This window comes from Curtobacterium sp. NPDC089689 (assembly GCF_044749145.1).
In the GTDB taxonomy this organism is placed as follows: domain Bacteria; phylum Actinomycetota; class Actinomycetes; order Actinomycetales; family Microbacteriaceae; genus Curtobacterium.
This window is the reverse complement of sequence record NZ_JBIVHJ010000001.1, coordinates 90,525-103,799: the sequence shown is the minus strand read 5'-3', so window position 1 is coordinate 103,799 and position 13,275 is coordinate 90,525. Positions and strand designations below refer to the sequence as shown.

The 13,275-nt window shown below is 73.6% G+C and carries 10 protein-coding genes and 1 tRNA gene; all 11 read left to right on the top strand.

Annotated elements, in window-relative coordinates:
- The first annotated feature begins 411 nt into the window (after positions 1-411).
- The gene (locus tag ACIPYW_RS00490) at positions 412-1,677 is read left to right on the top strand and encodes a glutamate-5-semialdehyde dehydrogenase (RefSeq protein ID WP_400409831.1); all 1,266 of its coding nucleotides are present in this window, start codon (positions 412-414) and stop codon (positions 1,675-1,677) included.
- A gap of 36 nt (positions 1,678-1,713) precedes the next feature.
- Entirely contained in the window at positions 1,714-1,920 is a 207-nt protein-coding gene (locus tag ACIPYW_RS00485; protein ID WP_058724852.1) for a hypothetical protein, read from the top strand.
- 11 nt (positions 1,921-1,931) lie between these two features.
- A complete protein-coding gene (gene nadD / locus ACIPYW_RS00480; RefSeq protein WP_290132347.1) occupies positions 1,932-2,531 on the top strand; it encodes a nicotinate-nucleotide adenylyltransferase in 600 nt (199 codons plus the stop codon).
- Positions 2,528-3,916, top strand: a complete 1,389-nt coding sequence (locus ACIPYW_RS00475) for a hypothetical protein (protein ID WP_400409829.1) — start codon at positions 2,528-2,530, stop codon at positions 3,914-3,916. Before nadD ends, ACIPYW_RS00475 begins: the two co-directional genes overlap by 4 nt.
- A 129-nt stretch (positions 3,917-4,045) precedes the next feature.
- Entirely contained in the window at positions 4,046-4,417 is a 372-nt protein-coding gene (rsfS, locus tag ACIPYW_RS00470; protein WP_058724849.1) for a ribosome silencing factor, read from the top strand.
- A 116-nt stretch (positions 4,418-4,533) separates the two neighbouring features.
- Positions 4,534-4,609, top strand: a tRNA-Ala gene (locus ACIPYW_RS00465).
- A gap of 91 nt (positions 4,610-4,700) precedes the next feature.
- The gene (locus tag ACIPYW_RS00460) at positions 4,701-5,639 is read left to right on the top strand and encodes an aldose 1-epimerase family protein (RefSeq protein WP_400409826.1); all 939 of its coding nucleotides are present in this window, start codon (positions 4,701-4,703) and stop codon (positions 5,637-5,639) included.
- Positions 5,618-7,147: an anthranilate synthase component I family protein gene (locus tag ACIPYW_RS00455; protein ID WP_400409824.1), complete on the top strand. Its 1,530-nt coding sequence runs from the start codon at positions 5,618-5,620 to the stop codon at positions 7,145-7,147. Before ACIPYW_RS00460 ends, ACIPYW_RS00455 begins: the two co-directional genes overlap by 22 nt.
- A 105-nt stretch (positions 7,148-7,252) precedes the next feature.
- The gene (locus tag ACIPYW_RS00450) at positions 7,253-8,062 is read left to right on the top strand and encodes a hypothetical protein (RefSeq protein ID WP_400409822.1); all 810 of its coding nucleotides are present in this window, start codon (positions 7,253-7,255) and stop codon (positions 8,060-8,062) included.
- 107 nt (positions 8,063-8,169) lie between these two features.
- Entirely contained in the window at positions 8,170-9,765 is a 1,596-nt protein-coding gene (locus tag ACIPYW_RS00445) for a DNA polymerase Y family protein (protein WP_400409821.1), read from the top strand.
- A 10-nt stretch (positions 9,766-9,775) separates the two neighbouring features.
- Positions 9,776-13,261, top strand: coding sequence for an error-prone DNA polymerase (locus ACIPYW_RS00440; RefSeq protein WP_400409818.1), 3,486 nt, complete (start codon positions 9,776-9,778; stop codon positions 13,259-13,261).
- Positions 13,262-13,275: the final 14 nt, after the last annotated feature.

The window sequence follows — 13,275 nt, the reverse complement described above, 5'->3', positions numbered from 1 at the left end:
CCCGGTGCGGCCTGGAGGCACGGCTCGGCCCCGGCGCGCCCGGCTACGGCACGGCTGGGAGGTACGGCGCGCCCGGGTGTGGCCTGCCGTGGCCTGCCGTGGCCGGGCGCAGCCGGGTGCGGCGGGGTGCGGCCTGGAGGCGCGGCGCGGCCCCGGCACGCCCGGGTACGTCCGGCGGATGGGCACCATGCGTCGGTCCCGCGGCCGGAGAGCGACCGTTCCCGCCCGCCCCGCGCCACGCGCGCGGCGTGTCGTGACCGACCGACCACGCCGGTCGCGAGAGGCCGGGCGTGCGAGTCGGGACGCGACCGGAGTGCGGCGATCCCTGCACCGGCCGCGCGCCTCCAGGCCGGATCCACAGGCGTACGACCCACCACGTCATCGCGGGGGAGGCGGACCTATGATCGAGCCATGTCGCTGACCGCACCCGCTCCGACCCTGACCGACAAGCTCGTCGCCGCACGCGACGCGGCGTCGGTGCTCGCGACCGCGACCACGGCCGTCAAGGACGCGGCGCTCGGCGCGATCGCCGCGGCGGTGCGCGCCGCGACGGACGAGATCGTCCGGGCCAACCACGAGGACCTCGTCGCGGGGGAGGACGGCGGGCTGTCGTCGGGCCTGCTCGACCGCCTCCGGTTGGACGCGGCACGGATCGACGCCCTCGCCGTCGCCGTCGAGCACGTCGTCGGTCTGACGGACCCGGTCGGGCAGAACGTCCGCGGCTCGGTGCTGCCGAACGGCCTGCAGCTGACCCAGGTGCGGGTGCCGTTCGGCGTCGTCGGCGCCATCTACGAGGCGCGGCCGAACGTCACCGTCGACATCGCGAGCCTGGCGCTGAAGAGCGGCAACGCCGTCGTGCTCCGGGGTGGGTCGGCGGCGCAGCGCACGAACGCCGTGCTCGTCGCGCGCATCCAGGACGCGGTGGCCTCGGTCGGGCTGCCGCGCGAGCTGGTCCAGACGATCGACGAGTTCGGTCGCACGGGCGCGACGGAGCTCATGCGGGCCCGAGGGCTCGTCGACGTGCTGATCCCGCGGGGGAGCGCTTCGCTCATCCAGACGGTGGTCACGGAGTCGCAGGTGCCCGTCATCGAGACCGGTGCCGGCGTCGTGCACGTCTTCCTCGACGAGTCCGCTCCGGTGGACCGCGCCGTCGACATCGTGCTCAACAGCAAGGTGCAGCGGCCGAGCGTGTGCAACGCCCTCGAGACCCTCCTCGTGCACGAACGGGCCGCCGAACGGCTGCTGCCGGTGCTGGCCGACCGGCTCCGCGCTGCCGGGGTGACCCTCCGCGGTGACGACGCCACCCGGACGATCGTGCCGGGCGTGCTCCGAGCGACCGACGCCGACTGGGCGACGGAGTCGATGGACCTCGACCTCTCGATCCGCGTCGTCCCGGACGTCGCCGCGGCGATGGCGCACATCGCGACCTGGTCGACGCACCACACCGAGTCGATCGTGACGAACGACGTCGACACGGCGGAGCGGTTCCTCGCCGGCGTCGACTCGGCGGTCGTGATGGTGAACGCCTCCACCCGGTTCACGGACGGTGGCGAGTTCGGCTTCGGGGCCGAGGTGGGCATCTCCACGCAGAAGCTGCACGCCCGCGGGCCGATGGGCCTGCCCGAACTCACGAGCACCAAGTGGATCGTGCGCGGTCAGGGCCAGATCCGCGGCTAGACTGAACGGCGTCTTTCCACCGACCGAACGGAGCACATGACGATGACCCTCCTCGCCGAAGCCGCAGAGAACGCCTCCGGGGTCCCCGCGTACGTCTTCCCGCTCGTCGGTGCCCTCTTCTTCGCGTTCCTCGGGTTCGTGACGTGGAGCTTCCGTGACGTCGCCTACCGCCACTCGCACAAGTTCGAGGCCACTCGCCACCACGAGACCGGCGTCGACGAGTTCGGCCACACGAAGCTCTGATCCGTCACCCCATGCTCGAGAGCTCGGGGCGGCCGCGCATCGGTGTGATGGGTGGCACGTTCGACCCCATCCACCACGGCCACCTCGTGGCAGCGTCCGAGGTCGCGCGCGCGTTCGACCTCGACGAGGTGGTGTTCGTCCCCACCGGTCAGCCGTACATGAAGTCCGACGTCACGGACGCCGAGCACCGGTACCTCATGACGGTGGTGGCGACCGCGTCGAACCCGATGTTCACGGTCAGTCGGGTCGACATCGACCGGCCGGGTCCGACCTACACGGTGGACACCCTGCGCGACCTCCACGAGCAGCGGCCGGACGCGCAGCTGGTCTTCATCTCGGGCGCGGACGCCGTTCAGCAGATCCTCGACTGGAAAGACCATGATGGCCTCTGGGACCTCGCGCACTTCGTCGCCGTGACGCGCCCAGGCCACGCCCTGAGCATCACCGGCCTGCCGGAGCGGGACGTCAGTCTGCTCGAGGTGCCCGCGCTGGCGATCTCGTCGACCGACTGCCGCGATCGGGTCAGGCGCGGGTTCCCCGTCTGGTACCTGGTGCCCGACGGGGTCGTCCAGTACATCTCCAAGCACCATCTGTATCGGAGCGTTGCATGAGTTCGTCCGACGCGCAGCCGCCACTGTCGCGGCGCCAGGCGCGCGAGCGGGAGCGCGCTGCCGCCGCCGGTGGCCAGCCCGCGACACCGCCGCCCACCGTCGCCGCACCCGCGTCCACCGACCGTTCGGAGCAGGCCCGCCGTCGGCCTGGTTCGCACGTCGCGCCGGCACCGTCCGGCGCCGCACAGGCCGGCGTTCCCGACGTGCCCCCGGCGTCCGCGACCGAGATCGTCCCCGGTACGGGTGGTCTGACCCGCCGTCAGCTGCGTCTCATGCGCGAGGCCGAGGTCCAGGCCGTCCTGCCCGTGCCGCTGCAGGCGCCGACGCCGCAGTCGTCGGACCGGACGGTCCAGGACGTCATCGGCTCGGTGTCCACCCTCGAGGACGAGCACGACGCGCCCGCCGGGTCCACCCCCGGTCCGGTCGCGTCCGCGCCGACGGCTGCTCCGGCCGAGGCTGCGGCGTCGCCGGTCGAGCTGGACGAGGCCGCCGTGCAGCAGGCGACGGAAGCGGACGGTTCGCCGGACGCGGTCGAGCCCCTCGAGGAAGCCGCCGCGCACGCCGAGGAGCCCCGTCGCCACCGCTCGACCTGGGCGCCGCACGATGCGGACACCGACGCCGCTGCCCCCGAGGGCACTGCACCGACGGACGACACCGCAGCGACCGACGACACCGCACCGACGGCGGCGGACGAGCCGACCGCCGCCGCGGCAGCGTCCCCGGCAGCGCCGATCGCACCGAAGCTGCCGCCCGTGGACGCCGCGACGCCCGGGGTCTTCCCGCTGTCCCTCGACGACGACACGAACGAGACGCCCGTGCAGCGGCCCGCCGCCGATCCCGCGACGTCCTCCAGCGTGCCTCCGGCGTTCCAGCGTCCCGTCGAACCCAAGCCCGTCACGACCGCGTTCCAGCCGGCGGCCGGGCACTGGTCGGCGCTCGCGCACGACTCGAACGACGCCGAGGTCCACGACGAGGAGACCGGCACCCGCCGTGTCGCCACCTCGAACCCCAACGCGATCGTGCTGCCGAACTCGGCGCTCGCGGACCCGACCGGTGCGCTGAACGCCACCGGCGAGGTCATCCTCACCGGCTCGATCGACCTGCCGGCGTCGCTCTCCTCGACCGGGTCGCACCGGCCGATCGACGGCGCGGAGGTCGACCGTTTGCTCGAGCAGCACGACGAGCAGCCCGAGACCGACGCCAGCCCGATCCGTGCGAGCCGCGCGGTGTCGAGCCACACCTCCACGCGGCAGGTCGTCCTCGCGGCGGCGAAGCCGAAGGAGTCGAAGACCCCGATGGTCCTCGCGATCTCGGTCGGCGCCGTCGGTGTCGCGGCGGCCGCGGTGATCATCGTCGCGCTCCTCACGACCCACCCCTTCGGCTGAGCCGTCCGGGCGATGCCGAACGCGTCGGGGCCGGCTGGCCGGTGTCCGACGTCTGACCTATGATGACGGGGCCGATCCCCTCGGCACCCCAGCCCGGCACGACGTCGGGCGACGACCGGAAGGACCTGCGTGCCCGCCTCCTCACGCGCACTCGAACTCGTGCAGATCGCCGCGACCGCGGCCGACGCCAAGCAGGCCGAGGACCTCGTCGCACTCGACGTGACCGGGCCGCTCCAGCTGACGGACGTGTTCCTCCTGGCGACCGGCCGGAACGAGCGCAACGTCCTGTCGATCGCCGACGAGGTCGAGGAGCGTCTCATCGAGGCCGGCGCGAAGCCGCTGCGTCGTGAGGGCCGCTCCGAGGGACGCTGGGTGCTCATCGACTTCGGGGACATCGTCGTGCACGTCTTCCACGAGGAAGACCGTCAGTACTACTCCCTCGAGCGCCTCTGGGCGGACTGCCCGACGATCCCGCTCGAACTGCCCGTCGAACAGGGCTGACCCGTACCGAGGCACGACGCGCCCGGGTGGTGGTGACGATTTCGTTCCCGGGCGTTCGCATGGTGTACGCTTCTATGGTGCCTCCGGGGAACCGGGAGCACGAAGCAACACCCAACGGGTCTGTGGCGCAGCTGGTAGCGCACCTGCATGGCATGCAGGGGGTCAGGGGTTCGAGTCCCCTCAGATCCACCATCGAAAGCCCCGCGGTTCTCCGGAACCGCGGGGCTTTCGCCGTTGCTGCGCCCGGTACGAGCGAGTCCGGCCGGCCCGATACGCTGGCCCCATGAGTGCTGAGCACGTGGGCGAGGGTGCCCCGCTGTCCGGATCGCAGCTGACGATCACCGCCGACGGGTACACCGCCGACATCGCCACGGTCGGCGCATCGCTCCGCACCCTCCGGCACGAGGGACGCGACCTCGTGGTGCCCTTCGACGCCGACGAGGTCCGTCCGGTGTTCCGCGGAGCCGTCCTCGCGCCGTGGCCGAACCGCGTCGTCGACGGTCGCTACACGTTCGACGGTGCGGAGCAGGAGCTCGCCCTCACCGAACCGACCCGCCAGCACGCCCTGCACGGCCTGGTCGGCTGGACCGACTTCGCCGTCGAGGCCCACGAGCCCGACCGCGCGGTGCTCACCACCACGGTCCCCGCCCAGCAGGGGTACCCGCACCGCGTCGTCGTGACGGTCGAGTACCGCATCGACGCCGAGGGACTGCACACCGCGGTCACCGGTCGGAACACCGGACCTTCCCGGGCGCCGTGGGGGACCGGACCGCACCCGTACCTCGTCGCGGGTGCCGGGTCGGTCGACGACTGGACGCTCACGCTGCCCGCCGCCGAGGTGCTCGAGGTCACGCCCGACCGGCTCGTCCCCACCGCCCTGGTGCCGGTGCACGACGAGTTCGACCTGCGGGAGCCCACCCTGATCGGCCCGCGGTTCATCGACCACGCCTTCACCGGCTTCGTCCGCGACACCGAGGGCGCGGCCGTCATCGACGTCGTGGCCGCGGACGGGCACGGCGTCCGTGCCTCCTTCGGAGCGGAGTGCGGCTGGGTGCAGGTGCACACCGCCGACCACGTCGTCCCCGGGTACCACCGGTCAGGCCTCGCGGTCGAGCCGATGACCTGCGCCCCGGACGCCTTCAACACCGGTGCCGACCGCGGGCTCCTCGTCCTCGAACCGGGCGCCGCGCACACCGCAGCATGGACGATCGCCGCGATCTGACCCACGACCGCCGTGATCCGACCCACGACCCCGGGGTGCGGATCGAGGTCCGACACCTCGCGGGCTCGCCGGACCTCGAACTGCTCGCCGACGGCGCCGCCGACGTCGTGTGGCTCGATTCCGGCCTGCCCGACGGTGCACCCGTGGTGGCGGCGGAGCGGGCGGCCTGGTCCGTGCTCGCGGTGACCGACGGACCGTTCGCCACGTGGTTCCGGCACGAGCAGCGGCAGGCGGTCCTCGACGTCGCCCCGGCCGCCCTGGCGTGGTTCGGGCCGTCCCGGACCTCGGACGAGCCCGCGTTCGCCGTGCTGGACGTCCTGCTGGCGCGGACGCCGCGGCTGCCCGAGCCGGTCGCAGGGTGCGGCTTCGCACTCGGCTGGGTCGGGTTCCTCGGCTACGAGCTCGGCCGTGAGTCCGGCGGGCCCGACCGGACCGCCGCCGACCACCCCGACGCGGACCTCCGGTTCGTCGACCGAGCGGTGGTCACCGGTCCGGACGGCACGTCGTGGGCGCTCGCCCTCGTCGCCGACACGGAACCGGACGCCAGCGCGGCGAACCGGGTCTGGCTCGAGGAGGCGACCGCCCTGCCCACGCGCCCCGACGTCGTCGACGTGCCCCCGGGCCTCCCGGCCGTCCCCGCGCAGGGACGCGTCACCCGCGCCGCCTACGAGGCGGCCGTCGAGACGTGCCGCCGCGAGATCCGCGAGGGCAACGCGTTCCAGGTCTGCCTCACCACCGCGTTCGCGGTGCCCGGCCTGGAGGCACGGGTCGCCCCCGGCACGGATCCCCACCTCGTCGAGTACCTGCGGCTGCGGGCTGCGGACCCCGTGCCGTTCGGGGCGTACCTGCGCCTCGGGACGCTCCGCGTCGCCAGCCGGTCGCCGGAGCGGTTCCTGCGGATCACGGCGGACGGCGTGGTCACCGCGGAGCCGATCAAGGGAACCCGGCGTCGTGTCGCCGACCCCGTGGCCGACGCGGCGGTGCGGGCGGACCTCGCGGCGAGCGCGAAGGACCGCGCGGAGAACGTGATGATCGTCGACCTGCTCCGCAACGACCTGCTCCGGACGGCGGTGCCCGGATCGGTGCACGTCGACCGGCTGTGTGCGGTCGAGACGTACACGAGCGTGCACCAGCTCGTGTCGACGGTGTCCGCGGTGCTGCCGGCGGGGGCGTCGCGGGCCGCGACGGTGCGAGCGGCGTTCCCGCCGGGGTCGATGGCGGGCGCGCCGAAGAGCAGCGCCACGGCGATCGCGGACCGTCTCGAGGGTGCGCCGCGCGGGGTGTACTCGGGTGCGGTCGGGTACTTCTCGGCGAGCGGCGCGGTGGACCTGTCGGTGGTCATCCGCACACTGGTCACGGTGGTCGACGACGACGGCCGTGTGCTCGCACGGACCCTCGGGGCCGGCGGTGCGGTGACCTGGTCGTCCGACCCGGCGGACGAAGCGGACGAGGTCGAGACGAAGACCCGGTCGGTGCTCGGCGGGGTGGGGGCGGTCGCGCGCTGGTGAGCGGTGCGCGCTCCGGCTGACGTTCCTGGACGAACCCGGCGTGTCGAACGTCCGTTCGAGCGGACTGTCCACAGGATGTCAGACCCGATTGACATCATCGAACACATGTTCGAATATGAGGGCATGCAGTCGGCAGCGGCACTCGCGTCGCCGGGGGACCCAGGCGGGTCTCCTCGGACGGACCGGGCTGCCCGGCCCGTCCGGCGGGTCGACCACCTCGGGGACGCCCGTGCGGCGCTCGAGCGGATCACGAGCCTGCGGTCCCGGGTCGCCGAGATGGAGGCGATGCGGGTCGACACCGTCGTCGGGCTGCCGACGGCACCGGCGATCGCGCCGCTGCTGCCCGGCGGAGCGATCCGGGTCGGGGGCACGTACGCCGTGCAGGACTCGGTGCTGCTGGCGATGACGATGCTGCAGGCGGCCTCGGCCGAGGGGGCCTGGTGCGCGGTCGTCGGGGTGCCGTCCTTCGGGGTCGAAGCGGCAGCCGCGGCAGGGATCGACCTCGAACGGCTGGTGCTCGTGCCGGACCCGGGCGACCAGTGGTTGACGGTCACAGCTGCCCTCGTCGACGTCGCGCAGATCGTGCTCACCCGGCCCCTCGGTCGCGTGGTGCCCGGGGACGTCTCCCGGCTCGCTGCCCGGCTCCGGCAGCGCGGTGGTGCGCTCGTCGCGCTCGGGTCGTGGCCGGGGGCCGACGTCTCGCTGCAGGTCACTGCCTCCGACTGGAGCGGCATCGGGCACGGGCACGGCTACCTGTCCGAGCGTCGGGCCACGGTGACGGCCACCGGCCGCGCCGGTGCGGTGCGTCCGGTCAGCGCCGAACTGCTGCTGCCGGCGGCCGACGGCGCGGTCCGTCCCGTGGAACCGGCAGCGGCGTCGCGTCCGGTGTTGCGCCCGGTGGCGGTGGCGTCGTGAGCCCGCGGGGTCGGGCCGGCTCGTCGCGTGGTGCTGCGCCTCGTGTCGGGCTGCCCCGCACCGGGGTGTCCGGCGCGGGGGCGGCGCTGCACGGGGGGAGTGCCCCGGTGCTGCGCAGCGGGGCGGTCCCCGAGGCCCCGCCGACGCGCACGATCGTCCTCTGGTGCCCGGACTGGCCGGTGGTCGCCGCTGCCCGTGCGGCCGGCGAGCCACCGGAGCAGCCGTTCGCCGTCGTGGCCGGCGGACAGGTGTTCGCCTGCTCCGCGAGCGCCCGGCAGCACGGGGTGGCACGCGGACTCCGGGTGCGCGAGGCCCAGGCGCGCTGCCCGGGGCTCGTCGTGCAGCCCTACGACGACGCCCTCGACCACCGCGCCTTCGAGCCCGTCATCCGTGCGGTCGAGGCGGCGGTCCCCGGCGTCGAGGTCCTCCGCCCGGGGACCCTCGCGCTCCGGTCACGCGGTCCGGCTCGGTACTACGGCGGTGAGCGGGCCGCGGCCGCCACGCTCGCGGGCATCGCGGCCGACCACGGTGCCCCCGGGGTGCGGGTGGGCGTCGCGGACACCCCGTTCGCCGCCGAGCAGGCCGCCCGAGCCCGTCCGGTGCGACCGGGGGAGCGGACCCGGATCGTCCCGGTCGGCGGGTCTGCGCCGTTCCTCGCCGACCTCCCGCTCGGGGTGCTCGGGGACACCGACCTCGCGATGCTCCTCGGTCGGCTCGGCATCACGACCCTCGGCGGGTTCGCCGCCCTCGGTGATGAGCAGGTGCGCGACCGCTTCGGGCAGGCCGGCGCCTTCCTGCACCGGCTCGCGGGTGGACGCGACCCGCGCGAGATCGCCGCGCGCGAGGTCCCGCCGGAGCTCCGGGTCGAGGCGTCGTTCGAGCCGCCGCTCGACCGCGCCGACCAGGTCGCCTTCGCGTTCCGGCGCTCGGCGGACGACTTCGCCGAGCGCCTCCGCGTCGCCGGACTCGTCGCGACGAGCATCCGGGTGGGGATCGTCGACGAACGCGACATCCTGCTCGAACGGGTGTGGGTGCACCCGCGCTGGTTCGACGCGGCCGACGTCGTCGACCGGGTCCGGTGGCAGCTCGCGGGCGGGGTCGACCCCACCGGGCTCGAGGCCCCCGTCGTGCAGGTCGTGCTCGAACCCGTCGCGGTCGACGACACGGCGAACCACGAGCGCGGGCTCTGGGGCTCCGGGCCCGACGAACGGGTGCACCACGGGCTCGCGCGGGTCCAGGGACTCGTCGGGCACGACGGCGTCGTGACCCCGCGGATCGGTGGCGGGCGCACGCTCGCCGAACGGGTGGTGCTCGTGCCGTGGGGAGACGCCCCCGTCGGTGGGGAGCGCGCACTGGCGACCATCCGTGATCGTCCGTGGCCCGGCAAGCTGCCGGGGCCACCACCGGCGACGGTGCTCGACCGTCCACGCCCGGTCGACGTCGAGACCGCGTCCGGCGTCACCGTCGACGTCGACGACCGCGGCGTGCTCACCGGCGAACCCGAGCGCTTCCGTGCTGAGGGCGAGCGGGGCGGCCGGTTCGGTCCGGTGACCGCGTGGGCGGGCCCGTGGCCGCTCGTCGTGCGCTGGTGGGAGTCCGGCGGCCGACGCCTGCACCGGCTCCAGCTCGTCGACGACGGGGGACGGGCCTGGTACCTCGTGCTGGCCGACCACCGGTGGTGGGCCGAGGCCGTGGCGACGTGAGGAGCACCTGATGGGCTACAGCAACCCCCCGATCCCGTGGTCGCAGTTCGAGCGTGCCCTGTCCGACCGTCGCAGTCCGGGCAGCACGCACGCCGGCGACGGCGGTGACAGTCCCGCCTGGTCGCGGAAACGCGAGAAGTACGTGCCGCCGTCGCTCCGACGCGACGACTCCGGCCCCGTCGTGCCCTACGCCGAGCTGCACGCGCACTCGACGTTCAGCTTCCTCGACGGCGCGAGCTCGCCCGAGGAGCTCTTCGAGGAGGCCGCACGACTGCGCCTGCACGGCCTCGCACTGACCGACCACGACGGCTTCTACGGCGTCGCCCGGATGGCCGAGGCCGCCGAGTCCTACCCGGGGCTCGCGACCGTCTACGGCACCGAGCTGTCGCTCGGGCTCACCGAGCCGCAGAACGGCGTCCCCGACCCCGAGGGAACGCACCTGCTGCTCCTCGCCGACGGGCAGGACGGTTACCACCGGATGGCCGGGGCGGTGACGAACGCCCACCTGGCCGCCGGTGCCGAAAAGGGTCGGCCGCAGTACGACCTCGACGACCTCGCGGAGCGGGCCGGCGGCCACTGGCGGGTGCTCACCGGCTGCCGCAAGGGTGCCGTGCGGCAGGCGCTCGAGCGCGGTGGCGAGTCCGAGGCCGAGGCCGCCCTGCGCCTCCTGCTCGACCGGTTCGGGACCGACCACGTCGTGGTGGAGCTCACCGACCAGGGCGACCCGGTGGACTCCGCCCGGAACGACGTCCTCGCCGCGCTCGCCGCACGGCACGCCCTGCCCGTCGTGGCGACGGGCAACGTCCACTACGCGACCCCGGCCCGGTTCCCCGTGGCCTCGGCACTCGCGGCGGTACGGGCACGACGGAGCCTCGACGAGATCGACGGCTGGCTGCCGGCGGCCGACACGGCGTACCTGCGTTCGGGTGCAGAGATGGCCCGACGCTTCGCCCGGTGGCCGGGTGCCGTCGAGTACAGCGTGACCCTCGCCGACGAGCTCGGGTTCACGCTGAAGACCGCGCGGCCCGGTCTGCCGAAGCTCGACGTCCCGGAGGGGCACACCACCATGTCCTGGCTCCGCGAGCTCACGTGGGAAGGCGCCCGGCGGTTCTACCCGGGCAGCGACGACGGGGTCGACCCGGCGAAGCGGACCCGCATCGAACGCGAGCTCGCCGTCATCGAGGACAAGGACTTCCCGGGGTACTTCCTCATCGTCCGCGACATGGTGCAGTTCGCCCGGCAGCGGGGGATCCTCTGCCAGGGCCGGGGCTCCGCCGCCAACTCCGCCGTCTGCTACCTGCTCGAGATCACCGCCGTCGACTCGATCCGGTACGGGTTGCCGTTCGAGCGGTTCCTGTCGGCCCTGCGCGACGAAGAGCCCGACATCGACGTCGACTTCGACTCCGACCGTCGTGAAGAGGTCATCCAGTACGTCTACGAGAAGTACGGCCGGTTCAACGCGGCACAGGTCGCGAACGTCATCACCTACCGGCCGAAGGGAGCCGTGCGCGACATGGCGAAGGCGTTCGGGCACAGCCCCGGGCAACAGGACGCCTGGTCGAAGCAGGTCGAACGGTGGGGGTCCGTGACCGAGAGCCAGGACCACGACATCCCCGCGCCCGTCGTGGACATGGCGCAGCAGGTGCTCGGGTTCCCACGGCACCTCGGCATCCACTCGGGCGGCATGGTGCTCACCGACCGACCGGTGGGCGAGGTCGTCCCGATCGAGCACGCCCGGATGGACGGCCGGACCGTGCTGCAGTGGGACAAGGACGACTGCGCCTACATGGGGCTCGTGAAGTTCGACATGCTCGGGCTGGGGATGCTCGCCGCACTCCAGTACGCGTTCGACCTCGCCGCGGAGCACTGCGGGGAGCGGTGGGACATGCACACCATCCCGAAGGAGGAACCGGGCGTCTACGACCAGCTCTGCCGCGCCGACACCATCGGGGTGTTCCAGGTCGAGTCCCGCGCGCAGATGGGGTCGCTGCCGCGGCTGCTGCCCCGCGAGTTCTACGACCTCGTCATCGCGGTCGCGCTCGTGCGTCCCGGGCCGATCCAGGGCGGCGCCGTGCACCCGTACATCCGCCGCCGGACCGGTGCCGAGGAGATCACCTACCCGCACCCGCTGCTCGAACCCGTGCTCGCCCGGACCAAGGGCGTGCCGCTGTTCCAGGAGCAGCTCATGCAGATGGCGGTGGTCGTCGGCGGGTGCACGGGCGACGACGCCGACCTGCTCCGGCGGGCGATGGGGTCGAAGCGCGGACACGAGAAGATCGAACGGCTGCGCGAGAAGCTCTACGAGGGCATGGCGCGCAACGACATCCACGGTGCCGACGCCGACGCGATCTACGCCAAGATCCAGGCGTTCGCGAACTTCGGCTTCGCCGAGAGCCACTCGATCAGCTTCGCGCTCATCGTCTACGCCAGTGCCTGGATGCGGTTGCACTACCCCGGGGTGTTCCTCGCGGCGCTGCTCCGGGCGCAGCCGATGGGGTTCTACTCCCCGCAGACCCTCGTGGCGGACGCCCGACGACACGGCGTGCGGGTGCTCCGGCCGGACATCCTGCGGTCGGAGGTCGACGCCACGATGGAGCCGCTCGACGATGCCGGTGCCGGTCCGGGTGTCGGTGCCGGTCCGGGTGTCGGTGCCGGTCCGGGTGTCGGTGCCGGTCCCGACGGGCCGGTGACGACCGGCGACGACGGGTGCCTGGTCGAGGAGCAGCCCGAAGTGCCGCCGTTCGACCGCTCGGTGCCGGACGACACCGCCCGACACCGCCGCGACGGTGCGTTCGCCGTCCGGCTCGGGCTCGCCGAGGTGACCTCCCTCGGCCGCCGCAGCGCGGAGCGGATCGTCGCCGAGCGTCGGGCGAACGGCCCCTTCACCGACATGTCCGACCTCGCCCGCCGGGTCGGACTGACGACGGCGCAGCTCGAGGCGCTCGCAGCGGCGGACGCGTTCGCCTCCCTCGGCGAGGACCGCCGCAGCGGGATCTGGTCAGCCGGACAGGCGGCCGGCGAGCGCCCCGACCAGCTGCCCGGCACCCAGGTGGTCGTGCAGCCACCGCTGTTCGGGCAGATGACGAGCGGGGACGTCCTCATCGCGGACATGTGGTCGACGGGGATGACGACCGACGACCACCCCGTCCGGCACGTCCGACCGGTGCTCGAGCGCCGGGGCGTGCTGAGCGTCGCGGACACCATGACGGCGGAGAACGGCCGGCGGATCGAGGTCGGTGGGATCGTGACCCATCGGCAGCGTCCGGCGACGGCATCGGGCATCACGTTCATGAACGTCGAGGACGAGACCGGGCTCGTGAACGTGATCTGCAGCGTCGGGGTGTGGGGGCGCTACCGCCGCACCGCTCGCGAGTCGCCCGCGGTGATCGTGCGAGGGATCCTCGAACGGTCGGACGAAGGCGTGGTGAACGTGGTGGCGGACCGGATGGAGCACCTGCCGTTGGCGGTGCGCACCCGGTCGCGGGACTTCCAGTGACCGGTGTGCCGGGT